The 26693-nt window shown below is 65.6% G+C and carries 26 protein-coding genes; 8 read left to right on the top strand and 18 right to left on the bottom strand.

All coding sequences use genetic code 11. The features are described from left to right. Positions 1–227 precede the first annotated feature (227 nt). From CA260_RS09905 to CA260_RS09835, 15 genes are all read right to left on the bottom strand, one after another. Entirely contained in the window at positions 228–548 is a 321-nt protein-coding gene (locus tag CA260_RS09905; protein WP_111982630.1) for a LysM domain-containing protein, read from the bottom strand. Beyond that, the gene (locus CA260_RS09900) at positions 548–1204 is read right to left on the bottom strand and encodes a hypothetical protein (protein ID WP_111982628.1); all 657 of its coding nucleotides are present in this window, start codon (positions 1202–1204) and stop codon (positions 548–550) included. The genes CA260_RS09905 and CA260_RS09900 overlap by 1 nt, the downstream gene beginning before the upstream one ends. Next, a complete protein-coding gene (locus CA260_RS09895) occupies positions 1201–1938 on the bottom strand; it encodes a hypothetical protein (protein ID WP_146745309.1) in 738 nt (245 codons plus the stop codon). Before CA260_RS09895 ends, CA260_RS09900 begins: the two co-directional genes overlap by 4 nt. A 235-nt stretch (positions 1939–2173) precedes the next feature. After that, positions 2174–4111: an eCIS core domain-containing protein gene (locus tag CA260_RS09890; protein ID WP_202864049.1), complete on the bottom strand. Its 1938-nt coding sequence runs from the start codon at positions 4109–4111 to the stop codon at positions 2174–2176. A gap of 209 nt (positions 4112–4320) precedes the next feature. After that, complete coding sequence (locus CA260_RS09885; protein WP_111982624.1) at positions 4321–5790, bottom strand: DUF4157 domain-containing protein; 1470 nt, start codon at positions 5788–5790, stop codon at positions 4321–4323. Beyond that, positions 5783–6091: a hypothetical protein gene (locus CA260_RS09880; protein ID WP_111982622.1), complete on the bottom strand. Its 309-nt coding sequence runs from the start codon at positions 6089–6091 to the stop codon at positions 5783–5785. The genes CA260_RS09885 and CA260_RS09880 overlap by 8 nt, the downstream gene beginning before the upstream one ends. Then, entirely contained in the window at positions 6088–8274 is a 2187-nt protein-coding gene (locus CA260_RS09875) for an ATP-binding protein (RefSeq protein ID WP_111982620.1), read from the bottom strand. Before CA260_RS09875 ends, CA260_RS09880 begins: the two co-directional genes overlap by 4 nt. Beyond that, positions 8271–9515, bottom strand: coding sequence for a DUF4255 domain-containing protein (locus CA260_RS09870; protein WP_111982618.1), 1245 nt, complete (start codon positions 9513–9515; stop codon positions 8271–8273). Before CA260_RS09870 ends, CA260_RS09875 begins: the two co-directional genes overlap by 4 nt. Further along, positions 9512–10234 (bottom strand): hypothetical protein, encoded by a 723-nt coding sequence (locus CA260_RS09865; protein ID WP_146745308.1) that lies wholly within the window; start codon positions 10232–10234, stop codon positions 9512–9514. Before CA260_RS09865 ends, CA260_RS09870 begins: the two co-directional genes overlap by 4 nt. Further along, a complete protein-coding gene (locus CA260_RS09860; RefSeq protein WP_111982614.1) occupies positions 10222–10968 on the bottom strand; it encodes a hypothetical protein in 747 nt (248 codons plus the stop codon). The genes CA260_RS09865 and CA260_RS09860 overlap by 13 nt, the downstream gene beginning before the upstream one ends. Before the next feature lie 3 nt (positions 10969–10971). After that, on the bottom strand, positions 10972–11499 hold the full coding sequence (locus tag CA260_RS09855; protein ID WP_111982612.1) for a phage tail protein: 528 nt from the start codon (positions 11497–11499) through the stop codon (positions 10972–10974). Between the two features lie 10 nt (positions 11500–11509). Then, complete coding sequence (locus CA260_RS09850) at positions 11510–13105, bottom strand: phage tail sheath family protein (protein WP_111982610.1); 1596 nt, start codon at positions 13103–13105, stop codon at positions 11510–11512. A gap of 33 nt (positions 13106–13138) precedes the next feature. Next, on the bottom strand, positions 13139–13408 hold the full coding sequence (locus CA260_RS09845; protein ID WP_111982608.1) for a hypothetical protein: 270 nt from the start codon (positions 13406–13408) through the stop codon (positions 13139–13141). A 207-nt stretch (positions 13409–13615) separates the two neighbouring features. Beyond that, a complete protein-coding gene (locus tag CA260_RS09840; protein WP_238149666.1) occupies positions 13616–14599 on the bottom strand; it encodes a sigma 54-interacting transcriptional regulator in 984 nt (327 codons plus the stop codon). Between the two features lie 236 nt (positions 14600–14835). Further along, positions 14836–15300 (bottom strand): Lrp/AsnC family transcriptional regulator, encoded by a 465-nt coding sequence (locus CA260_RS09835; RefSeq protein WP_111982604.1) that lies wholly within the window; start codon positions 15298–15300, stop codon positions 14836–14838. 104 nt (positions 15301–15404) lie between these two features. On the opposite strand from CA260_RS09835, the gene CA260_RS09830 reads away from it, so the two are divergent. Continuing rightward, positions 15405–16019: a LysE family translocator gene (locus tag CA260_RS09830; protein ID WP_111982602.1), complete on the top strand. Its 615-nt coding sequence runs from the start codon at positions 15405–15407 to the stop codon at positions 16017–16019. Positions 16020–16115: 96 nt separating this feature from the next. Further along, positions 16116–16826 carry an rRNA pseudouridine synthase gene (locus tag CA260_RS09825; protein WP_111982600.1) on the top strand — a complete coding sequence of 237 codons (711 nt, stop codon included), beginning with the start codon at positions 16116–16118 and terminating at the stop codon, positions 16824–16826. Between the two features lie 178 nt (positions 16827–17004). Here the strand turns inward: CA260_RS09825 and CA260_RS09820 are convergent, their stop codons facing one another. Further along, on the bottom strand, positions 17005–17331 hold the full coding sequence (locus CA260_RS09820) for a KGG domain-containing protein (protein WP_111982598.1): 327 nt from the start codon (positions 17329–17331) through the stop codon (positions 17005–17007). A 356-nt stretch (positions 17332–17687) separates the two neighbouring features. On the opposite strand from CA260_RS09820, the gene CA260_RS09815 reads away from it, so the two are divergent. From CA260_RS09815 to CA260_RS09805, 3 genes are all read left to right on the top strand, one after another. After that, on the top strand, positions 17688–18635 hold the full coding sequence (locus CA260_RS09815) for a GlxA family transcriptional regulator (RefSeq protein WP_202864048.1): 948 nt from the start codon (positions 17688–17690) through the stop codon (positions 18633–18635). 225 nt (positions 18636–18860) lie between these two features. After that, on the top strand, positions 18861–19853 hold the full coding sequence (locus CA260_RS09810; protein WP_111982596.1) for a VOC family protein: 993 nt from the start codon (positions 18861–18863) through the stop codon (positions 19851–19853). Between the two features lie 147 nt (positions 19854–20000). Beyond that, a complete protein-coding gene (locus CA260_RS09805; RefSeq protein ID WP_172461773.1) occupies positions 20001–20432 on the top strand; it encodes a nuclear transport factor 2 family protein in 432 nt (143 codons plus the stop codon). Between the two features lie 117 nt (positions 20433–20549). Here CA260_RS09805 and CA260_RS09800 read toward each other — a convergent pair whose 3' ends face one another. Then, the gene (locus CA260_RS09800) at positions 20550–21134 is read right to left on the bottom strand and encodes a histidine phosphatase family protein (protein ID WP_111982592.1); all 585 of its coding nucleotides are present in this window, start codon (positions 21132–21134) and stop codon (positions 20550–20552) included. A gap of 218 nt (positions 21135–21352) precedes the next feature. Between CA260_RS09800 and CA260_RS09795 the strand changes: the two genes are divergently transcribed. Beyond that, on the top strand, positions 21353–22186 hold the full coding sequence (locus tag CA260_RS09795; protein ID WP_111982590.1) for a plasmid replication/partition related protein: 834 nt from the start codon (positions 21353–21355) through the stop codon (positions 22184–22186). A 54-nt stretch (positions 22187–22240) separates the two neighbouring features. Here CA260_RS09795 and CA260_RS09790 read toward each other — a convergent pair whose 3' ends face one another. Then, positions 22241–24271, bottom strand: a complete 2031-nt coding sequence (locus tag CA260_RS09790; protein WP_111982588.1) for a beta-L-arabinofuranosidase domain-containing protein — start codon at positions 24269–24271, stop codon at positions 22241–22243. Between the two features lie 204 nt (positions 24272–24475). Between CA260_RS09790 and CA260_RS09785 the strand changes: the two genes are divergently transcribed. Continuing rightward, on the top strand, positions 24476–24835 hold the full coding sequence (locus CA260_RS09785) for a DUF2249 domain-containing protein (protein ID WP_238149665.1): 360 nt from the start codon (positions 24476–24478) through the stop codon (positions 24833–24835). A 187-nt stretch (positions 24836–25022) separates the two neighbouring features. Continuing rightward, positions 25023–26609 (top strand): MFS transporter, encoded by a 1587-nt coding sequence (locus tag CA260_RS09780; RefSeq protein WP_111983088.1) that lies wholly within the window; start codon positions 25023–25025, stop codon positions 26607–26609. Positions 26610–26693: the final 84 nt, after the last annotated feature.

The raw sequence follows: 26693 nt of genomic DNA, 5'->3' as shown, positions 1-26693 counted from the left end.
GCGCGGTGCAGGGAAGACTGGCGGTCTTGGCAAGCCGCGCGGCGCGGCGTGCCAGCCTTTCAGAGGACACCCCGTCGTTTGAACCTTCTAGCGTTGGGGCCCGTCCTGTCTGTGCGCAGGCCTTCGGCCCGCCGTCTCGACAGACAGCCAGTCTGCCTTCGCCACCGGTCCTGCGGCCTGCGCACAGACAGGACGGGTGACGCTGGCGATATTTGGTCAGCGTGGCCTTAGGCATGCGGCGCCCCCGGAATGCCTTCAGGCAAGGTGATGGCGATGCGCCGCCCTATGGTTTCGGTGAGTTCCTCTGGACGCAGTACACGATTCGCATCGCACAGCCGCCAGAACTGTTCCGGATCGCCGAGATACTTCGCCGTGATGTTGTCCAGCCGCTCGCCCTGCGTGACGCGATGCCACTGCAGCAGTGCGAAGTTCTCGGGCGTAGGCACCATGCGGCGCTTGAGGTAGGCGATAGGCGTGCCGTCGGCGCGAATGTAGGTGCAGGTCGGCGTCAACGCGTAGCGACTGGTGGGAGGGAAGTTCGTGGCCATCACGGCACTCCTGTCAGGCCCAATGCGGACAGCGGCATGGCGGGCGCCGCTTTCGCCAGCTGTTCCTTGCGCTGCAGGTAGCTCATGAACAGGCTGGCGGCCTTGTGGCCGGTCGGCACGTCATCCACCGAGAGCACGCGCAGCCCGAGGCTGATCTTGGCGCGTATCGGGTTGAGCGCGGTGTCGAAGGCTTCCTCGGTGATGCTCAGTTCCGTCACGCGCACGGGAAGGATGCGCGTCTGGCTCCATACGAACAGGGCCAGCGGCGTTTCCATCGGGATGATTTCGAGCGTACCGATCTGCGCCAGCGCATCGTTCGCGTTCAACTGCGCGCTGGTGGGATAGATCATCGTTTCCAGCGCGGCGAGCTGCGCAAACACGCCCGCTTGCGTCGCCACCGGGTTCCGCTCGGGAAATTCCAGCTGGTCCGCCGCATCGATCTCGGCCTCCAGCTTGATCGTCTCCACCGGCGGGCCTTTCAGCCGCAACACTTCGGATCGATCGCCGCCCGCGCCCATCGCCTGCACCTGCAGCGATCGCGTGATGGAATCGGGGTTGTACTGCAGCGCGATCACGCGCAGCACCGCCGAACTGTCGGGATCGATCAGCACGATGCCGCCCTTGAGGATGCGCGGCGAGCCGGGGAAGCTGCTCATGGTTTTCCTCCGCCGCCGGGTGGAGGCGAACCGCTGCCACCGCCGCTTCCGGGGTTGCCTTGCTGCTGATTGCCGGCAGCTGCGGGGGCGAGGTCCGTCTTCGTCACGTCGATGATGGTGACGTCGTGGTTGTTCAACTTTCCCTTGCGGAACTGGCGGCGAATGCTGTGCGAACCGATCACCACGCCGTCATACGAATAGTCCTGTCGGCACACCGATTCGCACGAATCGATACCCTTGGGATTGCGCGTGGCGTCGTGCAGGAAGCTCACGTCCTCCGATTGCGAGGTGTGGATGTCGTAGAAGCGATTGCGCGTCGCCGGAAGCTCCGGCCGCACGCCGCGAGCGCGCAGTTTCGCGCCGATCGGGAAGTGCGAATGGCCGTTGCACGGCCCCGGTCGCGTGAGCGTGTCCGGGCATGTCGAGGACACCTGCTGCAGCGACTCGACGACTTCGTTGCCATCCCACGTCGTGCTGTCGGGCAGCACCTGCATCCGCGCCACGATGCCCAGCCCCGACAGATACCCGGCCTGCAACGCGGCCTGCGTGTAGCTGGTGGTCGCATCCACCTTGGTGCCGGTGGGGCGCGGACGCGGCGGCGCGGGTTGCGCGTTGCTGCCGGAGCCGACCGGTGACGGACCGTCGACCGATTCCACGCCTTCGTCATCACCCTGCCCATTGCTGGCTTCGCGCGCACCGAACAGCGGCAACCGGCTGAAGTCATGCGCGGGCACGCCATGGACAGCGCCGGGCCATGGCGCGGCGCGCGAGTCCTTGCTCTCGCGACACCGTGGGCAGGCGTTCGCATGCTTGCCACAGCTGCATGACCCACGCGTGCCGGAAACGCGGGTCGATACAGGCGGCGCCCATGGCCGGTATGGCCTGTGATGCACGTACGCGCTCATGGCCGGCTCCGCCATGCACCGCCGTCGAAACGATCCAGCGCACGTACCACTGGAACGCAATGGCTCAGTCGTAATGGCATTGTTTGTCGGTCTCGGGAAGATTGGCGGGTTCGCTCGGACAGTCGACGTTCTTGTCAGGCTCTCGCTCGGCGGGACCAAAACTGTTCGTCGCCTCTGCCTTGATCGCGTAGGGCTTGCATACGGCCTCGGCCATCGGCGTCAACGAGCCCGTCGTGCGGTGATGCTCTGTCCCCGCCTCCTTGTGCGTGGTACTGAGCTCCACCGTCGCGTAACGCAGGAAGCCGAAGATGCCTTCCCACGGCCTGCGGCCGCGTCCGCGGTTCTTGCGGAACAGCTCGATGGCGGCCAGCAGCTTGGGGGCCGCCGGTGAATCAGCCCCCACGCCAAAGAGCTTCAGCCTGTCGGCAGGCTCGGTCACGCGATCGAGCAGCCCGAGGAACTGATCGGCCAACTTGGGGTTGGGGATATCGCTGCCGACGAGGAACTGCGTGACGTCTTCCGGGTCACCAAAGCCTGCATCCAGCATGGCCTGCGCAAGGCTGCTGCCCGGCGCGATCGTCGGCGCGCGCCCCAGCAGTTCGCCGCCGGCGGCGGGAGAAGGAAGCGAAGCGCTCGCCCCGAGGCGCGCGCCGAGCAGGTCATGCAGGCGCTTCGCACGATCCATCGAGAGCTTCTGGTTCGGCTCGGGCTTCTCGCGATTGTCCTCCGGCGAGGCATAGCCCGTGATCGAGCGAACCTTGCTTCCGGCAGCCACCTGTTTTGCTACCTCGTCCAGCGTCCTGGTCGATTCGCCCTTGAGCGTCGGATCGGTGGTGTCATCGGCCTTGTCGAGGCTGAAGTAATAGCGAAGCCGACCGCGCTGCTCGACGTCGTACGTGGTCGGCGTGTCGTAATCGCGCGGCACGACGTCTGCATAGCACTGGTACGAAAGCGGGCAATAGCACTCGCGACAGGTCTTGTTGCTCACGTTCTGGCCACCAAGAGGTATGTTCAGGCCCCCTGTGACGACGACGGGACCTCCTTGTTGGGCCGAAACCTGTCCACCGACAGTCGTCCCACCAGGCGTTTGATAGCCAATGCCGCCCTGGCCGCTCCACTTGCCAGACTGCGTACCCCTAAGTGCGCCGCCGCTCGCTCCGATCTGCCCACCGTTCGGTAGCTTCACACGCACGTCGGCCGACGGGCCCACCTGCGGCTCATTACCGGTGTTTTGGATCTGCCCCTGAACCCCGACATTCGCCTTGCCCGCGACGTTGACGTCCACGCCCACCTTGGCCGTGCCGGTGGTAGCGGTGCTGGGCACGATGTCTCCCGTCACGCGCGCAGTCACCTGCCCATTGCAGATTTCCAGCGTTACGCCGGGATTGGGCTGTAGCTGTGCCGACGCACTGGTACGAGTGACATTGCGCCCCCTGCAGGCACACAGATAGCGGATGATGCGAATCTTCACCTCATCGTCGCCGCGCTTGCCGGCATCGACCGACGCGGCCCGCCCTTGCGCGCCACGCTTCTGCGGCTGGCTGAAGTCCGGCTCGGACTTGGCGTCCGCGTCACCGCCGCCATCAGGCAGCGTCTGGCGCCGCAGCAACGGTATGGCGCCCGCACCAATGGCAGGAATCTTTCTGCCCGACATCACATGATCGGCCACGCGATCGGCCTCGACCTCTTCCGCCGTATCGCTGGCCCCGACGCTCAATCGCGGATTCAACGATGCCGGTGCCGTGCGTTGCTGGATGGTGTGGGTCAACTCATGGGCCAGCAGCCGTTGACCCGCGCCCGACTGCGGTGCAAATCGCCCCTCCCCAAACACGATGTGCTGCCCGACGGTATACGCAAGAGCGCCCACCGCCTGGGCGGACCGCGCGGCCTGCGAGTCGGAATGTATGCGCACGCCACTGAAGTCATGACTGAAGCGCTGCTCCATCCTTCCACGCGTTGCTCCATCAAGCGGCCGGCCGGTACCCGCCAGCACGTCGCTCACGATGCCCGGCGCCAGGGTGGGCCCAGCGGCGCCTTCACCCTTGCGCTGCACCCGCTTCTTGCACTGCTCGCACTCGCCACCACCCGGTGCATGATTCCCGCAGGCACACTTGCGCTGCAGCACATGACCGGAGGACGGCGGTGCGACATGCATCAGGTGGCGGGCGGTCTGCTTCTGCACGTGTCCTCACATGGCCTTCGTGGTCCGTTTCATGGCTTCTGGCGCGCGGCAACGCAGGTGGCGACGTCCAGCCCCGCGACACGGCATGCGTCATCGTTCAACGGATGCTGGCCTTCACCCATCAGGGACGCCGGGTTGTCGAAACCGGCAGGCTTGGTCAGCTGCATGGCAAACCAATGAACGCGTTCTTTCACGAGCATCGAGGCGTTGCGCGCATGGGACTGGATGTAGTCGTAGCGATCGAGCTCGTAGGCGAACATGTGCAGCAGCTCGTGGGCGAACCCGGTCGGATCGCCGCCGGACCAGTTCGTCGCGACTTCCCATCTCGACGGGTCCACTTCGGCCGTGAACGTGTCTGCGTCAGGCGCATTGACGAAACTGATGTCGACGATGAACCCGGGACGTGAGGCAGCCTTCTCGATGGCGTCTTCCATCGACGTGATGTTGGCCACGTCCGCCGCGGTGCCGCTTCCGGCCGCCTTCAGGAACACCTTCGCCCGAACGACGATGTTCTTCGGGTCGCGGTTGTCGACCTCATACGTTCCACCGCCGAACTTGCCTTTGATCTTGACGTACTTTCGCGCAGGATCGGCCGATGCCTTTTCCTCCACATTGAGGTTCTTCGCCTCGGCGGGCTTGGCGACGCGTGCCTTCTCGGTGCTGGCGGCCACCACGGTGGCTGCCTGCGTTTCCTTGGCGATCGCTGCCGGTGGCTTGTCCTTCGTGGTGAACAGCGCAAACAGCTCGCCGATGTAGTAAAGGCAACCCGCCTTCTTCTTGGCGTCGGTAATGATGCCTTCCGCCTCGGCCTTGTCCGGTGGATCCAGGGTCTTGAAGTCGGGCGTGTTGCGGATGGAATTCGCAACCGAGTCGTAGATGGGGTCGTTCTTCTTGGGATTGATGCAGCGACGGATCACGTTGGCCGCCGACTGCTGCACGACGTGGGTCAGCTCGTGCGCCAACAGCAGGCGGCCGGACGGCGTCTGCAGCGAGGAAGCACTCGAACCCCATACGATGTGGCTGCCCGCGGTGTAGGCGCTGGCATCGACATCGCGAGCCGACCGTGCGGCCGCGCCTCCGGTGTGCAGGCGCACTGCGCTGAAGTCATGCCTGAAACGCGATTCCATGTCGCTGCGGAGATCGCCCGGCATGGGCTCGCCGGGCGAGGAAAGCACCTCACCGACGCTGCCCGGCGCCTCCTGCCCTGCACTGCCATCCCCGCCACTGGCACGCTGGATTCGCGGCCCCGCGGCTCCGATACCGGTCGGCGCCGCCCCCGTCATCACCTGCGAGGCCACGCGATCCGCCTCGACTTCGAGCGGATCGTGACTCGCGCCGATGGCAAGCTTGCGTTGCAGACCGCCCCGCTTCCTTGCGCATTCCCCGCATTCGGCATGGCCATGGCTGTGGGTGCCGCAACGACACTTACGCTGCAGCATCCGCGCGGCCGTCACGACGGGCGACCTGGCAGCACCGGCGACAGCCGTGCGTTCAGCCATGACGTCCTCCCGGTCGCGCTGTTCGATCGCTCGCAGGCGCTACGGCACCCGCGCCAAGCCCCTTTCCCACCGCGGCTGCAATGCGTTCGCCCAGGCTGGTGCCCACATGCTTCGCATCGGGCATTCCGCAGGCCGGCAGGGACGTCACGGAGCCCATGCCTGACAATGCACGGATGGCGCCCGGATGCGACAGCGCTTGCGTCAGTTCACGCTCCAGTGCGACACGCACGCTGCTCGCCCGTTCGCCACCGAGTACCGCCTCGTCGATGACCAGGCGCTCGATGTGCAGTTCGATGCTCATGGTTTTCCTCCCGCTGTTTCCAGCCAGCGGAAGTCCGCCTCGTTGACGGGCTTGTCCAGCTTGCGGAATTCCGCGCGGGCGGCGTCGAGAATCAGCGGCATGGTGATCTGCACGCCGGCCTTGGCGGCGAGGAAGGCGGCATTCAACGCGATGCCCTGGATGCTTCCGCCCGTGAGCGCCAGTTTGGCAAGCAAGGCGACATCCAGTGGGCCGACCGCCGCCTTGGCGGGAAACACCGAGCGCCAGATGGCTTCGCGCTCGGCGACATTGGGAAACGGGAAGTTCACCACGAAGCGGATCCGTCGCAGGAAAGCGCTGTCGAGCGCGTTCTTCATGTTGGTGGCAAGGATGGCCAGGCCGTGGAAGTTCTCCAGGCGTTGCAGCAGGTAGTTCACCTCGATGTTGGCGTAGCGGTCGTGGCTGTCCTTCACTTCGCTGCGCCGGCCGAACAACGCATCGGCTTCGTCGAAGAACAGGATGCAGCCACCCTCTTCCGCCGCGTCGAACAGCTTGCGCAGGTTCTTTTCCGTTTCGCCGATGTACTTGCTGACCACCGCCGAAAGATCGATGCGGTACAACGACAGGCCCAGCGCATTGGCGATGACTTCCGCCGCCATCGTCTTGCCCGTGCCGCTTTCGCCCGCGAACAGCGCGGTGATCGAAAGACCGCGATTCATGCGTTCGCGGAAGCCCCAGTCGTCGTAGACGGTGCCGCGCTGCGACACCTGGTCGGCGATCTGGTGCAGCAGGTTCTTTTCGACTTCCGGCAGCTTGAGGTCGTCCCAGCTCGCCTTGGGCACGATGTGCTGGGCCAGCTGGTCCAACGAAGGGCGCGTGCGGGCCAGCGCGCCGTGCCAGAGGGTGTCACCCAGCGCAGTCGCGTCCTTTTCCGTGGCGGCAAGCGCCGCGTGCGCCACCTGCCCGATCTTGCCGAGATTGAAGTCGAAATGTCCGGCCAGCTGCTGGGCATGCTGCTCGGAGCCTTCGCCCAGCAGGCGCTGCCACGCCGAGCGCTGCTCCACGGACGTCGGCTTGGCGATGTCGGCACTGACCATCGGCACGGCACTGCTGCTCCACGGCTCGCGCGTATCGATGAAGGTGAGGCCGCCTGCGCGTGCCATGAAGCGCTTCACCGCAGCCGCACCTGCATCGGCGTGGTCGATATCGGCGGCATCGACATACAGCGCCACCGGCATCAGTCGGCACTCGCGCTGCCAAAGCCGGATCAGGTTTTCCTGCTCGGCCAGCGCCGTGGGCAGCAGTTCGGCCGACAGCCGGAAAGCCTGCGCGCCGAACGCCATGGCCACCACCTGCGCCATGGCCTGCTTGCTCGCGCTGTCGGCGCCCACCAGTTGCACCACGGGCAACGCATCCCCGGGTGGCACATGGCGCAGGCCATCGATGATGCGATCGGCCACGGCCTGCTGCGACGGCGGCAGTGACAGCGGAGCCAGCGGCGTGAGCAAGGGCGTCAGGCGATCGTCCAGGTAGTTCATGCCCTTGACGAAGTTGACGATGCGCTCGTCCGCGCTGAGCGCCGCACCGATCAGCGGCTGCGGCCCCGGTTGATGGATGTCGAGCAGGCGCCAGTAGCGCAGCGGCCGCTCGGGCGACAAAGCGTCCCAGCTCGGCTGATCGAGCACGGCAAACGCCAGTGCGAACGTGGGCCACGGTTTGTTCGCGTCGTGCTGGGCCTGGGCGCACAGGCCCGGCATGCGCGTATCCAGCTCCATGCCGATGCACAGCAGCAGCACGCTGCGCTCGAAGTCGGAAAGGCCCAACTGCTGCGCCAGCAGCTGCAAGGCGGAGATCGGCTGGCTGGCCGGCGGCGGTGCGGGCGAGGCCGCGCCGGAAGTCGGCGTCTCTTCCGGCACCTCGAACGACATGGACGACTGCTCCGGCGGACCGTCCTGCGCGGCCGGCGCAGGCAGGGGTGCCGGGGTGATCGCTTCCGTCGCGTGTTCACCGAACATGCGGGACAACCAGCCGGCATGCCGGGGAGCGACGGCGGGTGCAGCCACCGGCGGCGACATGGCGACCGGTGCCGAGGCATCCACGGTACGCGCCTCCGAGGGCGACGCCTTCTGCGATGCCGCGGCGCGCTGCAGGCGCTGCCGGATGTCCGCCAGTGCGGTGGCGAGGTATTGGTCGTTCGCGCTCAGCCACTCGGCGTAGTCGCTCATGACACCACCACCTGCTGGTTGCCATCGAACGCCGGCACGCTGCCGCTGAAGTCGACCGGAATGCTGTCCGCGCCATCCACGCGAAGCCGCACGGTGTAGGTGCCCTTGGCGACGCCCGCCACCTTGAATGCAAGCGAGCTGGGTTGATGCAGGTCGCCTGGTTGCGTGACGGTCGTCGGCACCACGAGCTGATCGCCGAACACGAGGAAGACGCGCTGCCCGTCGCGCAATCGCGGCATGCACGTCACCGTGAGATCGACGGTACCTGCGGGGGCCGTCAGCGGGCTCACCGTGATGACGGGCGCCAGTGCCAACGGAATTTCGTTGCTGATCAGCGCGGGCAAGTCCGGCGACTGCACCAGCAGCGAAAGCGTGTAGATCCCGGGCGTCCAGCGCGTGGGAGCGTCGGCGTCCTGCACGGGATCGGCAAGGTGCACGCGCAGCGTGCCGGCCACATCGCCCGCCACCGGCGCCACGTCGACGGGCGCATCCAGCCGCAGGCTTTCGAACCGGACCACGGCATTCATGGCGGTGAGCTGGCTGCCACCCAGCACCAGGTCGTCGCCGAGCCGCGCCGCGGACTGCTGGTGTGGCAGCGCCAGCGAGGACAACGTAGGCGCCGTGGACGGCACGTCGATCACACCGCGATCCTGCGCACCGCGCTTGAGCACCGGCAGGCTGGCTCGGGCCGGCGCCTGGCTGTCGATCAGCACCACGGTCGCCTCGTACGCGGACGACACGCGGTAGTTGGTCTGGAAGGCGGTCCACAACTTGGAGATGTCGTCCACGCTCTGCGGCAGCGGCGTGAAGCGCACCCGTTCGATCTGGTCGGCGAGATCGTTGTCGGGCAAGGCATTGCGGATGTCGTTGCCATCGAGCACGGCGCGGTCGTGCAGCGTGCTCATCGCGGCGGCCAGCACGCGATGGCTGATGGCATCACTGTCCGTGTCGCCACGCCCCCAGGCGGTCAGCAGGTAATGCAGGTTCAACGCCAGCGCCGGCTGCGCGGTTTCACCCGGCCGCGTGCGGCCCGGCATGTCCATGTTTCGCCACGCGGCGTTGAACACCACCTGGTAGAGGAAGACGTTGAGCTGCGCCTTGCTGATGCCCTTGCGCGCGATATCCGGCGGCTGCAGCGTCACTTCGAGATCGCTCAGCTCGTTGTCCAGCGCAGGCATCTGCGTCAGCAGCAGGTTGCGCAGCGTGCGCGTGGCGGCGGCGATGGCCAGTACGTTGCTCATGACGGGGCCTTGCCGCGCTCGCGCAGGTAGTCATCGAAGGCGTTGCGGCGAGGTGCATCCTGATGGCGCGATGCCGTCGCAGGCACCGGACCCGCTCGTACTTCGAGGCGCCCGATGCTCACGTGCACGACGGGCTCATGCTCCATGCCGTCCGCATGGCGATCCGCGCGCGTCTGCTGTCGCACTGCCTCGCCGCCCTGGCGATCGCGCCCCATCGGCTGCGCCGAAAACACGGCACCCCGGGGTGGAAGCAACGCCCCGTCACCGGCGTCGCGTACCGCTGGCGTGACGTGCTGATGCACGTGCTCGTGACGCACGCGGCTCTCCACGACTGCGTGAGCAGCGTCGGCGTTGCCGGACAGTTTCGTCGGACGCACTGCCTGTCGGTGTGTCTCCGTTTCACCGCGCGCCAGGGCAGGACGAACGGAAGCGGCATGACGAGCCGCAAGCTCTTCACGCACAGTCGTGGGTTGAACAGGCGGCGGGGTACTGTCCGGCACGGAGCGCAGCAGCACCTCACCCGCTGGAGCACGCCTCGCTTCATTGCTCGCGAAGCCGTTCGCCGATTTGGCCGCCACCGTGTCATGCGTTTCCATCACCGGCATCGCCACATCCCGCTGCGCCGGCTCGAACAGCGAGGGCAGCCGCGGCGCGAGCATGGCCTCGCTTCCCATGGCCCGTGATGCCACCCGGTCGATAAAGTCCCTCACGACGCGCATTGCTCCAGATAAGCCTGGCGGCGGCGCGGGCTCATCGCCAGGATGTCGGACTCGCGCCAGTGGTACGTGCGCGCCAAGGTATCGACGTCACGCAAGAGACGCAGCGCCCATGCATGCAGCTCCTGCCAGAGGAAGGCCGCAATGTCGAAGAGCGGCTGCCACCGATGCGCGCACTCCGGGCAGACACAATCGAGCTGGAGATCCGCCTGCGGGTCGGCGGCCGCCATGGCCGCTGCCAGTTCGGCTTGCACGTCGAGAGGAAGATCGGCGCCATCCGCGGGCTCTTTTCCGTCGACATCGATCACGCAACGGGCCAGCAACTGCTCACGTGCCTCGGCGACATCGCGGCACGACTGAAGCGCCAGCAGGTCGGCGCAATTCACCGGACGGAAGCGGATCACCATGTCCCGCCCTGTCGGATGGAGCTCCAGCACAGGCCCGACCATCCCCGCTTGCTCCCACGCGCTCAGCTGAAGCGCCCCACAGTCGAGCGCCAACTCCACCGTCGACTGGCATGCCGGGCACGTCGCCACGCCCTGCAGTGCATGACCGAACAACCTGGCGTGCAACTGCAAGAGCCGGGCGTCACGCCGCCCCAGCGGAAGATCCAGCCATGCGCTCTCGTCCTGCGCCTCGTCCGTCAACCGCAACATCCACAGGCCGCGCGCCGCGGCTGGCGCATCGAGTGCGCGCTCCCACACGTTCAACAGCTCGCTGGCCGTCGGCGTGCGCATGGCTCAGCCCGCGGGCACCGTGAAGCTGGGTTCGGTGGGCTCCTGGACGCCGACGTCGCGTTCCCAGCCCTCGTTCTCCAGCTTGATGTGCTGGATGGCCACCGCGTTGGCGTTGGCGTCCAGGTCCGGCATGGCCTGGTATTCCGACACCCAGCAACGGTAGATCTTGTAGGCCAGCGCAAGCTGGCCTGCCTCGTTGTAGACCTCGAGGATCAGGTCCTTGCGGAAATCCTTCAGCGACACTTCGGCGCCCAGCCCTGCGCCGTAGTTCCAGATCTTGTTCGCCCACTTTTCGAATTCCAGATCGTGGGTGACGCCACGCTCGATGGTGATGGCGTCGTACTCGGTGCGCCCTGGCGACTTCCGGCTGCTGCTCGGGTCGCCACCCTCGCGGTGCTTCACCACTTCGGTCGTGCGCTTCAAGCCCGATACCTTGCTGACACCCGCCACATAGCGGCCGTCCCACTTCACCCGGAACTTGAAGTTCTTGTAGGGATCGAAGCGCTGCGCGTTCACGCTGAACTGAGCCATGACATTGTCCTCAGGTCTGGATCTGGCCGGCCATCTGCTGCAGCTGGATGACCACGAATTCGGCGGGCTTCAGTGGCGCGAAACCGACCACGATGTTGACGATGCCGAGGTTGATGTCGTTCTGCGTGGTGGTTTCGCTGTCGCACTTGACGAAGTACGCGTCCTGCGGGGTCTTGCCCTGGAACGCGCCCTGGCGGAACAGGTTGTGCATGAACGCGCCGACGTTGAGTCGTATCTGTGCCCACAGCGGATCGTCGTTGGGCTCGAACACCACCCACTGCGTGCCGCGGAACAGGCTCTCTTCGATGTAGAGCGCGAGGCGACGCACCGGGATGTACTTGTAGTCGTCCGCCAGCAGGTCCGAGCCACGCAGCGTGCGCGAACCCCACACCACCGCGCCACTGGCCGGGAAGCTGCGCAGGCAGTTCACGCCGAGGGGATTGAGCTGGCCGTTCTCGCCATCCGTGAGCACCACCGAGAGCCCCTGGATGCCATTGAGTGCCGCGTCCAGTCCCGCCGGCGCCTTCCACACGCCGCGCTGCGTATCGGTGCGTGCCATCACGCCCGCGATGATGCCGCAGGGCACGAAGGTGTCGATCTGTCCTTGTCGTGCCGGATCGGATTCCAGCACGCGCGGGAAGAACACCGCCGCATTGCGCGCAGCCGTGCCGTTGAGGTTGAGGTCGGTCAGCGCCTTGTTGTTCTGGCCGGTGATCGCATTCGCGCTCGACCACGCCGCTGGCGCATCCACGATCAGCAGCGCACGCCGATCGACGCAGAACGCCATGGCCTGCTGATACACGCCAGAATCGGTGTCGCCGCCGCGCGTGTCGGCCGGAATGCACAGCAGGTTGAACAGGTCCACCTTCTTGAGCGCATACATGCCGGTCTTGTCGTCGGCGTTGCCCTCATAGGTGCCGGGCTGCAGTGCGGGGCTGTCCACGCCCTTGTTCTTGACGCCGACCGAACTGCCATCCTGGTCCCACACCGTCTTGCCGGTTGGCGCATCGCTCATTGCGGCCGGCACCGCGTTCGTCAGCGTGCCATCCTTCACGCGGATCAAGGACGACCCCGCTTTCAGCACGCGATCCACGCGGCGCGGACTGTCTTTGGCGGACACGTTGAGAAACGATTCCTGCGCGCCGCTGGTCATGTCGCGCACGGTCACGTTGAACAGGTCGCCTTTCGTCAGCCCATACAGCGCCGCCACCTCATCCGACACCTGGGTATCGATGCGTACGCGCAACGGGTTGGCCCAGGTTCCCGCGGAGGCCGCCTCAAGCGTCAGGTTCGTGATGTCGAAGTTGGCCTTGGCCTTGCTCGCATCGCCCTCGTACAGCCGCACGATGATCGCCTGTGCTCCGCCATTCAGATAGAAATCGCGCACGGCATAACCCATCGGATAAGCCGGATCGAGCGCGCCGAAATTGCGCTCGTAGTCGCCATAGCTGTTGACCAGCACGGGACCATCCGGATCGGCGTCGATGGGACCTTTCGCTGCCCGGCCGATGAAGGCGGTGATCGAGGTCGCGACGCCGGTGATGGTGCGGACGCCACTGGGAATCTCCTCGATGTAGACGCCTGGGTAACTCAGTGTGGCTGGCATGGGTGTTTCCTCGGTAAGGGCCGGGTGTGGCAGTCAATGCAAAGGCGGCCTGGCGGCTCGGTTCAGCGCATAGAGCACCGCGCCATCGGGAAGGCGATCGCAGCGCAGCTCGCCCCGCTCCACCAGCACGCTGAGCACGCTCTCGATGCGTTCGCGCTCGGTTTCATAACGCTGCTGCGGAAGCCACCAGCTGACGATGCCGTCGAGCGTGTCGGCGGCATCCGGGTGGCGATGCAGATAGGCAAGCACGGCATGCTCCACTTCCTGCCCCCCCGATTCGTCCTCACTTCGCCGATGACCCATGCCGTGCCTCCACGTGCACGAGGTCTGCTGGCAACACGCGTGCCAGCGCAGAACCGCAGCAACGCGGCGATACTTCGGCGAACCGGGTCGGAAATGACCCGTTTGGTGCGCGGCATGGGTCCGGGCACACCCAGGCGTCAGCCACGTCACGCACACCCTTGAGCACGCGATGGACACGCGCGCGTCATTCATTCGATGCCGGGAAAGCTACGACTGCGTGCGGAAGCGACGCGTATCGATGCCGTGCTTCTTGAGCAGCTTGCCAAGCTGCCGGCGCTCGGTGCCGGACAGGCGTGCCGCCGCCGTGACGTTGCCTTGCGTGCGCTCCATCAATCCCAGCAGATAGCCGCGCTCGAACACGTGGATCGCGTGGTGACGTGCCGCGTGATAACCAAACCGGTCATCACCATGCGCGGGCTCGCCGACAGGCGCCGACGCACCGTCGACCAGTTCGGCCACTGCGAAGGCTTCGATGACGTCGCCATCGGCCTGCATGTAAGCGCGAAGCACGACGTTCTCCAGCTCGCGCACGTTGCCGGGCCAAGCATGCGCACAAAGAATGCGCATGGCGTCCCCGCTCCACTGTTTGGAGCGCCCTTCGAGCCGGCGCGCCGTCACGTCCAGAAAGTGTTCGGCCAACAGCGGTACGTCGCCGTCGCGCTCGCGAAGCGGTGGCATGCGTACATTCAGGGCGTTGAGCCGGTATTGCAGGTCACGGCGAAAGCGGCCCGCCGCCACTTCTTCCTCCAGGCAACTGTTGGTGGCGGCGATGACCCGCGCATTCGACACGCGCGCGAGGCCGCCACCCACCGGGCGGTACTCGTTGTTTTCCAGGAAGCGCAGCAAGGTGACCTGCGCCTTGCTCGACAAGGTGTCCACTTCATCGAGGAACAGCGTGCCGCCGCGCGCGTGGTCGATCAGGCCTGGCTGCGCGCAACGCGCATCGGTGTACGCGCCGCGTTCGTGGCCGAACAGTTCGTTCTCGATGAGGTTGTCCGGCAACGCCCCGCAATTGACGGGTACGAAGGGACGCCCGCTCCGTGCGCTGGCGTAATGGATCTCCCGCGCGGCGAGTTCCTTTCCGGTGCCGGTCTCCCCCTCGATCAGCACCTGGATGTCGCATTCGGCGTAGCGGCGAAGCTGTTCACGCAGCCGCTGGAACGCCGATGATTGTCCTAGCATGACAGTCATCGTCCCTTCCCCGTGAGTCCGTCGAGGCATGGGCAAGCGAAGCCGCCAGGCTTGGGAATTCGCAACGACCAGTGGGCGGGCGGCAACAGGCGCAAATATATGCGGACTCAGCCGCCAATCCCATCCGGCCTAAGTGATAGGGGTGCCGATGTATATAGGCTTTTTGGGCAGCGCTGCTTCGTGGCCTGGCGCGACGACTGGCGCCGCGCCCCATCATCACCCGGCGCAACGGCGCTCTAGAGAGGCAACGCGTACGTCTGCTTCACGATCTGGCTCGGCATGTCCGTCTTCACGTTCTGGATGCCGTTCGCGCGCGTGAGATGCGTGGACTGGAAGTGCCGGTACGCATCCAGGTCGGAAACCACCACGCGCAGCAGCGCATCGCTCTCGCCCAGCATGATGTAGCACTCCATCACCTGCGGCAGCAGTTTCATCGCACCGATGAAATGCTCGATGGTTTCGGCGTCCTGTGCCGTCAGCCAGACGCGCGTGAACAACGTCAACCCGGCACCGACCATCGATGGGTTGAGAATCGTCACGTAGCGATCGATCACGCCCGCCTCCTCCAGCAGGCGGACGCGCCTGAGGCACGGCGACGGCGACAAACCCACCTTGCGTGCGAGATCGGTGTTCTGCAGCCGCCCGTCGTCCTGCAGGGCACGCAGAATCCGCTTGTCTGTCGCGTCGAGCTTGACCGGCATGAAAATTCACTGTTTAAAAGATAATTGGCATTATATGCCAATTTAAGTGCCATACGTGGAATATTTGGCGACTCATGCCTCGACGAACCGCGTAGCCTGTCCGCATGGACACACACACCCTGAGCCTCTTCGCCATTACGGTCCTGCCGCTCATCTGCGCGCCGGGTCCGGACATGCTCTTCATCGTTTCGCAGGCCATGTCGGGCAGCACCTTGGCCGGCTGGCGCGCGACGTCCGGCGTGTGCGCCGGCTACATCGTGCATTCGCTGCTGGTGGCCTTCGGCCTGGCCGCCGTGGTGGCCGCATCGCCGCTGATCTTCGAGTCGCTGCGATGGGCTGGCGTGGCCTATCTCGGCTACCTGGCGTTCCAGCTGCTGAGGTCGGCGTCGAAGCCACAGGCCACCCGCCTCGCCAGGGAACGCGCCGCGAATCCGTTCGGCCGCGGCTTTCTCACGGCGGCCCTCAACCCCAAGGGAATGATGATCTATTTCGCGATCCTTCCGCAGTTCATGCGACACGACCAGCCAGCAGCCGAGCAGGCCTTGTTGTTGTCGGCGATCTTCATCGGCCTGTGTGCCCTGGTGTATACGACGCTCAGCATCATCGTCGCCGCCGGTCGCGGCAAAGCCGGGGTGCTTGATGACCGGCGCAGACGATGCATCGAAGGCGTGTCCGGAGGCGTTCTCATCGCCGCGGCGGCAAAGCTCGCGAGCAACTGAATTGATGAGGAGCGCGCTTGTCCCAAGCCGAAGCGGTGACGCGTTCTTGCCGCGGCGCAGACCTATAATGCCGCGCCGCCATAGCCAACGACGCCCATGACCGAACCCGTTCGCCTCGCCAAACGTGTCGCCGCCCAGGCCCAATGCTCGCGACGCGAAGCGGAGATGTATATCGAAGGCGGCTGGGTGCGCGTCGACGGCGTGACCGTGGAAGAGCCCCAGTTCAAGGTGCTGGACCAGCAGGTGGAAATCGACCCGCAGGCCAGGCTCGAGCCGCCTGAACCCGCCACGCTGGTGCTGCACAAGCCGATCGGCGCCACGATCGAAGAGGCGCGCGCATTGATCCGCGCGGAAAACCATGCCGACGACGACGCTTCCGGCGTGCGCATGCTCAAGCGCCATTTTTCCCGCCTGGAATGGCTGTTGCCGCTGCCCGACAACGCCAGCGGCCTGGTGGTCTTCACGCAGGATTGGCGAGTGAAGCGCCGCCTGGAGGAGGACATCGACCGCATCGAGCAGGAGCTTGTGGTCGAAGTCGCGGGCAAGCTGGCGGCCAACGGCCTCGCCCTGCTCAACCATGGACTGAGCTTCGACAACTACGCGCTGCCGCCGATCAAGGTGAGCTGGCAGAACGAAAACCACCTGCGCTTTGCCCTGAAGCGCGTCGCACCCGACAAGATCGAGCGCATGTGCCATGCCGTGGGGCTGGATGTGCGGTCCATCAAGCGCATCCGCGTGGGGCGCATCCCGATGTCCAGGCTGCCATCGGGACAATGGCGCTACCTGTCCAGTTCGGATCGCTTCTGACGGTATTGGCGCGCCGCACGAATGCGAACGGCCCCTGGCCTCGGCACCGCCGGCTTCAAAGATCGCCGTGCCGGTCGCCCCGCGTCCGCCTGGATCCTGCAAGGCAGGGCCATCGCACATCCATGTGCGACTGCTCTGTCAAACAGCAAGGCGATGAACCTGCGTGATCAAAAAACGATTACTTGTTCTTGTGGCTCTGCTCGCCCGCCTTGACGTGTTGCTCATGGCTGCCGCCTCGCGAGCCTTGATTGCCGGACGACGCCTGCGATGAGCCACCGCGGCTCTCGCCACCCTTTGAGCCGATTTCCGCCATGTGCTCGCGATCCTCGCTCACGGCTTCGCCACCCTTGCGGCCAGCCTCTCTTGCTTCCTGAGAACTGAACTCCTGCGCATGACCGGATTCGTGGGCTGCCTTGCCGCCCTTTGATGCGATGTCGCGCTGCTTTTCGTCGTCCATCGAGGCGAAGCCCCGGTTCGATCCGCCTTGGTTTTCGGTGTTTGCCATTTTCGTTCTCCAAATGCTCTATGCCCCAGCACTGTGCTGGGGCAATGCCATTGTTGGACCGTCGGCCTCAGCAAGACGCTAGATATCCATGAAGCACGCCGTTATCTATGTCCATGGACCGCCATCGGCCCGTGAACAGCCTCCACCTCATTTGCGAATACGGTCGCACTCCGTGCCTGGAGATCGGATGGATGTACCGCAATCACCTGGATATCCGCGCACGCGGAAGCCAGGCTCGACTGTTTCGGCGGGGAGGTCGGCAGGCAGCACGAAGCGTGCTGGACGCCGCGACGTGCCATCAGTCAGCTTGACGCCCGATGCGCGGTTACGCCAATTTCCCGGCAAGGGATCAACTCATGCGGGCCGCCATGCGACGCGAGATCGCCATCGTCGTTTTTCCGGGTTTTCAACTGCTGGACGCCGCCGGCCCGGTGGCGGCCTTCGAGATGGCGGAACGTTTCCGGCCCGGCAGCTATGCGATCAGCGTGCTGGCGCCGGAAGGCGGCATCGTGCGCAGCTCATCGGGCGTGTGCCTGGCGGCGGCCGCCATGGAGCCGAAGCGTTTCGATACGGTCATCGTGTCGGGCGGCAATCTCACGCAACTTGAGGAAAGCCAGGCCGGTATCGTGGCGTGGCTTGGCCATGATGCATGGCGTCGGGTGGCGGGTGTCTGCTCAGGCGCGTTCTTCCTCGCCGAAGCGGGCCTGCTCGATGATCGGCGGGCCACGACGCACTGGGCGGCCGCCGAACGCTTCCGGCTGCGCTATCCGAAGGTTCGCCTCGATGCCGACCGCATGTTCGTCAGGGATGGCGACATTTGGACCTCCGCAGGCATTTCCGCCGGTATCGATCTTGCGCTGGCGCTGGTGGAAGACGACCTCGGCCCTGGCATCGCGCGCCGCACGGCCCAGCAGCTCGTCGTGCACCAGCGCCGCCATGTGGGGCAGTCGCAGTACTCCGTGCTGGTGGAGCAAGGCGGCAAGACCGGCCGCTTCGGCGAACTGATCCGCTGGGTGCGCGCATGCATCGCCGAGCCGCTGACGGTCGAGCGGCTGGCCGAGCGCGCCGCCATGAGTCCGCGCAACTTCGCCCGCGCCTTCGTGGCGGAAATGGGCGCGACACCCGCGAAGGTGGTGGAGGGCCTGCGATTGGAAGCCGCGCGCCTCGCGGTGGAGACCAGCCATCTGCATCTGGACCACATCGCCGTCTCCACGGGCTTCGGCGATGCGACCCGCATGCGCCGCGCGTTCGTCCGTGCTTTCGGCATGTCGCCACAGTCCCTGCGTCGCAGCGCAAGCGCCTGATCGCAGCGGCGCCGCCCGGGAAAGGGCCCGTTCGCTCGCTCCACCACGCTGGCGGTTTTTGTCCGGAACTTGTCCTTGCGGGTACCGCGCGAACTCTCCATAAAGATCGCGGCCGAGCTGCATGTCCGCGGTCCGGCTGCCGGCTTCCCTATCGCCCCTGGGCTCGGGAGCCCTGCGTGCTCCCGGCTTTCCCAAGGACCACCATCCCTTCACATGAGTCTCTGCATGCGCCTGATCCTGCTTGTTTCGGCATGGCTGTTTTGCCTGGGGGCCGCGCAGGCCTCGACGTCGCCACCCGCACCCACGCCTTCGGGCACGCGACTGGACCACATCCTCCTGTGGGGCCGCGGCATCGACCAGGTCACGTCGGTGATGGCCGTCAAACTCGGCTTCCAGGTCCGCCCCGGGCATGACACCGACGGCGTGGCCAATCGCTACATCCGGTTCTCGGACAGCAGCTTCATCGAACTGCTCGGCATCACCCGGCCCGACCCCACGTTCGACCCGGGCATGAAGGAAGACCAGCAGGCGTTGAAGGGCGGCCCGGGCTCGCGCAGCTTCGGCTTCCGCTCGGCGTCGCTCGATGCGATCCATCAGTCGCTGCAGGCGCTGCACTATGCCGTGACACCGTTCTTTTCCGGCCCCGACAGCGCCAAGCCGGGCTGGCGCCTGTTCGCCTTCGATCGTGCGCCGTTGTCGAGCAACACCTTCTTCATCGACTACGCCGCCAGCTACGCGCCCGATCAGTTCGATCCCACCAACATGGATGACAGGCGCGTCACGCGCGAGCATCCCAACAGCGCGCGCGAGCTCACATCGATATGGCTGGTGTCGGCAGATGCCGAAGCCGATCGTCGCGAACTCGAGAAGATGGGCTTCGGCCACGCGGTGTCGATCACGTTGCCCAGCATTGGCGCGAAGGGATTCTGCGTGCCGGTCGGCCCGACGGCCTTGCTGGCGCTTCAACCCGATGGCGCAGGGCTGGCCGAGCAGACCATGGCCCATGGCGGCCCACGCATCCTCGCCGTGAGCTTCGGAGTGAGCGACCTTCAGCGCGCGCGCCGCTGGGCCGAGCGTGGTTACGAGCGCACGCTTGCCATGTACAGCGGCCTCTCGGGCGAATCGTTCCTGGCGCCGACGCAGGACGACCTGGGCCTCTCCATCGAATTCCACGCGATGCAGGCAGGCGGCTCACCCTGCCCCTCCGTGGGCCATTGACGACGTCGATGGCAAAGGAACACTCGGCGCACACGATGACCTCCGACCTACGGGGCGAACTTCGCGATTGCGCATGAGTCATTTCAAACGACCGGTCCGAAGCGTCGCTCCGGATCGTCGTCCCTGGTCAACATGGAGGAGGCTCCAATGAAAATGCTCGTCTTGGCAGGTTGGCTCGCAGGTGCGTGTTGCGTCGTGTCGGCAGGCGCCAGCGCCGCGGATCGCGGACCCGATGAAGCAGGCGTGCGGGCGGTCGAGAACGCGTGGAGCCGTGCTTTCATCACGGGCGACGCCAAGGCCCTCGATGACCTGCTCGATCCGGCCTACGTGTCGGTCAACGCGGCCGGCGTTCCTCGCCCCAAGGCCGAGATCGTCGCCGCGGCAACGCGCTTCGCGGAACAACATCCCAACACGCCCGTTCAACCGCTGCCACCGACATCCACGATCAGCATCAAGGGCGATACTGCGGTGGTGACGCATCACGGCGACAAGGAAACCTCGGTCGACGTGTTCTATTACAGCCAGGGACGTTGGCATGCGTGGTATTCGCAGCACACCACGCGTGCGGCCACTTCGTAATCGCACGACCTCTCGCGGAACGCGAAGCCACTGTGTGCCGCACGACCGCAAGACGCGATGAATCCTGGCACGTCCATCCCAACCGGGATGGACGTGCCACGCGCCGACAAGCCATCGTCAGGGCTGGAGATTCCACTTGGCGATGGCTCTCACTTCGCGCTCGAAGCCGAGCACGCTGACGGTCGCCGTGTCGAGCACGAGATGCGCGCCCAGCGATGGCTCACCTGTCGCCCATACCGCGGCGAGTACGCGCAGGAAATGTGCATGTGAGAACAGCGCGATGTGGCTTGCATCGCGACTCAGCAGGCGATCGATAAGCGCCCGGGCCCGCTCGCCAACCTGTGTGGCGCTTTCGCCGTCGGGGATGGGCGAGTTCCATACGGACCAGTCGGGCACCTGTTCGCGGATCTCCGCCGTCTTTCGCCCTTCATAGATGCCGTAGTTCCATTCGTGCAGCGCGGGCTCGATCTCCGCCTTTTCGCCAAGACCCGCAAGACGACAGGTATCGATGGCGCGCTGCATCGGGCTGGTCAGCACTCGATCGAACGATTGCGCCACGAGCAGTGGCGCGAGTGCCGAAGCCTGCTTTCGGCCCTGCTCCGTCAACGCGATGTCGGTCGTGCCCGTGTGGCGGCCGGATGCGCTCCATTCGGTTTCACCATGGCGAATGAGCCAGATCTGTGGGCCGGATGTCGAGTTCATGGGCAGGCGCAATCAGCTGGAGGCGACGACGCCATTGTGCGCCATCAGGTCGATGGTCGTCCTTACGCACGTAGTGCATCGGTATCGATATCGGCGTGTCGCCAGCATCCAATGACCTTGACACGCCGCAGATTTTCCTTGTGGGAGCGCCTGCAGTCGGCAAAGTGCGCCGCTGTCTTTACAATGCGCGGCCTTTCGCCATTACCTCGCCCGCGTTCATGGACATCGTCGTCAACGAAGAACTGAAAGCCTATATCGACCCGATGACACCCGAGGAGTACGAGGCGTTGGAACGCAGCATCCTGGCCGAGGGCTGCCGCGACGCACTCGTGCTGTGGGGCAACATCCTGGTGGATGGCCATCATCGCTACAGCGTCTGTCGCAAGCACGACTTGCCATTCAAGACCATGCAGCATGCTCACTTCCAGAGCATGGACGACGTCCATCTGTGGATGATCGACCAGCACCTGGGTCGCCGCAGCGTTTCCCCGTTCCAGCGTGGCGTGCTGGCCTTGCGCAAGCGCGAAATCCTGGCCGAACGGCGAGCCCGCGCGCGGAAAGCCGAGGAGCCAGCGATCCAACCTGCCGCCGAAGAGAACACGGCCGACGACGCCGTCGTGGAAAGCCGTGCCGCGGTAGAGGTAGCGTCGGCCGAACCACTGAACCGTGAAACCCTGGCCCGCGAGGCGCGCCTCAGCAACAGCCAGATCGGATTGATCGAGAAGATCCAGAAGCAGGCCACCGAGGAGGTGGTAGCGGCCGTGAAATCGGGCACGCTCTCGATCAACGCGGCCGCAGCGGTGGCGACGCTCCCAGCCGAGGAGCAACGCGCTGCCGCGGCGGCCGGCGAACAGGAACTCAAGCAGGCCGCCAAGCGCGTTCGCGAGGCACGGCGCAAGCCGCGCGATGAAGCCGCCGCGCCGCAAGCCGCCAATGAAGACAGCGAGCTTCAGCAACTGCGTGATCGCGTGACGGAGCTGACCACCGAGAACGAAACGCTGCGTCGCCGGGTGGAAGCGCTGGAGGGCGAACTGGCTGAGCTTCGCAGCTGAGCCACCCGACTCGGGCGTCGGCTTCGATCGGCATCTGCCGAACGAACCCTGCGGTCAACCGAGCGCGGGGAACGCCGTGATACGCAATTTGGCCCCGGCATAAGGCACCAGCGTGAGGGATTGCACGTCCTCATCGGCGGATGCCTCGGCATGGGCCGGCACCGGATCAGCGCTGCCTTCCGACGCTTTCCATGCCGGAACGTACTGCCCCTGCAAGCTCAGCTTCACCGCGGCGGCGGCCCCCGCGAACGGCTTCTCGCCGATGGCGTACTCACTCACTTTCACCGGCACGTCCGGCTTGATGCCGACATTCCACCGCGAGCCGGGATAGACCTGCCAGTCATGCGTGGGGCCGCGCTTGCGCCACTCGACCCAGTTCTCCTCGATCGGCAGCGCGTACACTAACGCGCCGCGACTGAAGCTCAGCGCCCCGTTGTAACCATGTTCGACGATGACCTCGGCGTTGAACACCACCTCGATCGTATCGCCGGGTGCCCACGTACGTTCGATCGTGGTGAAGCCGGGCGTGGTCTCGACCGGCATGCCGTTCACCGCGATACGCGTGCCCCGCGACCATGCAGGGATGCGCAGCCGAAGGGGAAAGGCAACGGCATGCTGCGGCTTCAGAGAAATGCTGACGCTTTGCCGGAACGGATAGTCGCTGCTCTGCTCCACGACCACCGCGATTCCGCGTACGGTGGTCGTCACCGCGCACGGCGCATAGCTCATCGCGGCGAGGCCCTGGTCGGCCGTGGCCATCCACAGGCTATTGGCGAACTTCGGCCAGCCTTGATGGAAATTCGCCGTGCAGCATCGGAAATTGGGCTCGAGTCCAAACAGGTTCGATTCCGGCCCGTCGGTGGTCCATGGTTCGCGATGCAGGCTGCATTCCACCTGGTTGGGCTGCTGGTTGTACTGATGCGCCCACATGTCGTCGGTCAAGGCGCCGGGCAAGGCATTGAACGCGATGCGCTCCAGGCGATCTCCCAGCGCGGCATCACCGGTGAAGGCCAAGGCCAGCTCCAGCGAGAACATGGTCTCCACCACCGTGCATAGCTCGGTGCCTTGCGAAGGGCTGCGCCCGGCGAGATGTTCGTCGGCCGAAAACATGCCGTTGGGCAGGCCATGGTAGGTGTCCAGCATCTGCAGCTGATGATGGACGGCGTCGCGATCGGTCGCCTGGCCGGACACGACCGACCATACCGGCGATGCCTTCAACGACTGTGCGACGTTGACGCCGTGCACCTGCAGGCCCAGGTCCTGCATGAATGCATCCGACCCGCCCGCCTGCTTGCGCAAGGCCTCCGCGTCGGTCTTCTGCGTGAACGGAAAGTGGGCGAACATGCCTTGCCAGTCGTAGCCCTGCTGCTTGAGCAGGTGTGCGAGCTCGATCAACCTGGCATCGTTCGTGCGCTGGTAAAGCCACAGGACGGACAGCAGCTCGTCCTGCCAGCGCATGCGCCCCCAGTCGCGCAGCGGACGCGCGGGCAGCGCCTGCAACTGGTAGTGGAAGTAGCGCGTCATCAGCGGCACGACGCGGGCATCGCCGGTGAGCTCGTGGTACTGCGTCAGCACCTTGAGCATGACCATCCGCGGCCACCAGTCGTCATTGCTGCGCGGACCGAACATGCCGTTTTCCCACGGATGATCCAGCGTCCAGTCGATGAAGCGCATCGCCTTGGCCTTGAGCTGCGGCGAATCGAGCTGCCACGCTAGCGGTACCAGGCCATCGAGAAAGTACGGGCCGTCTTCCCACGATTCGCCCTTGCCGCCCGACCAGCCGCTGTCCGGTCCCACGATCGGCCAGAACTCATCGAGATGGCCGCCCAGACCGCCTGCCTGGATGCGCAGTTGCCGCATCAGCCAGCCGCTGGCCTTGATGGAGCCGGTGGGAAGAAGCGCGAAAGGCTGCTGCATCAAGGGCGCCTGCGGAAACAGCGGCGCCTGCTGCGCTCGGCCGGGCGCGGTTTCCGTGGCCGGCGTCGCCGCAGCGCGCAGCGGGCGAAAGGTCATCGCGCCCATGACACCGGCGAGGGCCATGCCCTGCAGGAAAACGCGACGGCTCATCGAAGACGACGACGACATGCGATGACTCTCGGCCTGTGGCGACCCGCCGAGTGTTGTCTAATTGTCATACAAATTCAACGGCGTGGGATTTTTTTGCCAACCACGACGGAAAAAACGGCGCCCGGGCACGCCATTGCCTAAGCGGGAAGACGTCCGCGAGCAAACGACTTGTCCACGGAGCGGCGTTTCCGCTGACCTGAATCAGAGACGTCGCATGCATGGGTGACCTACGTTGCCCTCCCCTCACCACCCACAGGTCTCCGCATCGCCATGTCCCATGACACTCTTCTCGACGCCGGCGTCCATTGCTTTGATGCCCGAGGCGTAGCTCGCCGCTTCCGCCACGCGGCCATTTTCGGTGCCCTGGAGGCTTTGCATCCCGGCGAAACGATGCGCTTCTTCAACGATCACAACCCGCTGCCGCTGATCGCCCAGCTGCGCGATCGCTTTGGCGACCGCCTGACATTCAGCTATCGCAAGACCGACCCTGACCTCACCGTCATCGACATCGGCGTCACCGATCCCGCGGCCACGACGCAGGACAAGCACGCGAATGGCGGTTGCTGCGGCAGCTGCGGCTGATGCGACGGCCGCGGGCTCGCTCGATCGCGCTTACGGCGAACCTTTGGCCACGCTGGCCGGAATAGTACGCCGCGTGTTGCGGCAGGAATGTCGGCGCACCCACCACCCGCACGATCGCATGGCCGCCATGCCGGCCATGTCGATCGATGGGTAGTAAGCTCCACCGGTCTGGACGCCGGTGGATGCCATGCCCCAGTTCGGAAAGCCCCCATGCGAAGACGGTGTCATCCTTAGCGGCGCACCGGCCGTACCGTGTTCGGCGCCATCGAAGCACTGGACATTGATCGCCGCGATCCTCGGCTCCAGCCTCGCCTTCATCGACGGCACCGTGGTCAACGTCGCGCTGCCGGCGATCCAGCGGCAACTGGACGCGACTACGTCCGACGCGCAGTGGGTAATGGAATCCTACGCGCTGTTTCTCGCCGCGCTCCTGCTCGTCGGCGGCGTGCTGGGAGATCGCTTCGGACGCAAGCGCGTCTTCATGATCGGCACGACCCTGTTCACGCTGGCGTCGATCGGTTGCTCGCTGTCGACCGCCGTCGGCCCGTTGATCGTGGCCCGGGCCGTCCAGGGCGTCGGCGCGGCGCTGCTGGTGCCGGGAAGCCTCGCATTGATCAGCGCAACTTATCCGCAGTCGGAACGAGGCGCCGCCATCGGCACATGGTCCGCGTTCAGCGGCATCACGGCGGCGATCGGCCCGGTCATCGGCGGCTTTCTCGTCGATCACTATTCCTGGACCTGGGCTTTCCTGGTCAATGCGCCGGTGGGCGCGATGCTGCTGCTGATCTGCGCGGCCAAGGTGCCGGAGAGCAAGGGAGGCACGACCACCGGCGCCATCGATGTGGCCGGCGCCAGCCTGGCGACCATCGGCCTGGCCGGACTGGTCTTCGCATTCATCGAAGCACCGTCACGCGGATGGAACGCGATGCCGGTCTGGACGTCCATCGTCATCGGCGTCCTGGCGCTGCTGCTGTTCCTGCGCGTGGAAACACGAACCCGCTCGCCGATGCTGCCCCTCGCACTGTTCCGCGAACGCAATTTCGCGGGCGCCAACATGCTGACCCTGCTGCTCTATGCCGCCTTGGGCGGAAGCCTGTTCTTCGTACCGCTGAACCTGATCCAGGTGCAGGGCTACGGAGCCACGGAAGCGGGGGCCGCGCTGCTGCCCTTCATCGCCATCATGTTCGCCATGTCGCGCTGGGCCGGCGGCCTGGTCGACCGCTTCGGCGCCAAGCTTCCGCTCGTCGTGGGGCCGTTGATCGCGGCATTGGGTTTCGCCATGTTCACGCTGCCATCCGTCGGCAGCAGCTACTGGATGGCCTTCTTTCCGGCCATCTGCGTGCTGGGGCTGGGCGTGAGCGTCACGGTGGCCCCGTTGACCACGACAGTCATGAATGCGGTAGGCAAAGAACTGGCAGGCACGGCATCGGGCATCAACAATGCGGTGTCGCGCACGGCTGGCTTGCTGGCGATCGCCTTGTTCGGCTTCATCCTGACGCTGTCGTTCAATGCAACGCTGGATCACGAGCTCGCCGCATTGCACGCGCCGGCCGAGTTCGTTGCGGCCGTGATGGCGCAACGTCAGAAGCTCGCCGGCATCGTGATCCCGCACGGCTATCCCGCAGGCATCGCGGCGGCGTTGAAACGGGCGGTGGACGACTCGTTCATCGCCGGCTTCCGCTGGATCATGCTGATTTCCGCCGCGCTGGCGCTGCTGAGCTCGCTCAGCGCGGCCGTCCTCATCCAGGGAAAGCCGCGCCCGCCACGAGCATGACCTTGGGGCCCCTATCCGCCCGGTTTCGTTGCGCCGGAGCGCCATGCCTGAGATCATGGAAGATTGCTTTTCCGCGCGCGGCCC

Origin of the sequence: Dyella jiangningensis, from assembly GCF_003264855.1 — a bacterium.
GTDB classification, from domain to species: Bacteria; Pseudomonadota; Gammaproteobacteria; order Xanthomonadales; family Rhodanobacteraceae; genus Dyella; species Dyella jiangningensis_C.
Note: the sequence above shows the minus strand (reverse complement) of the source record. Positions and strands in the feature narration are given on the sequence as shown.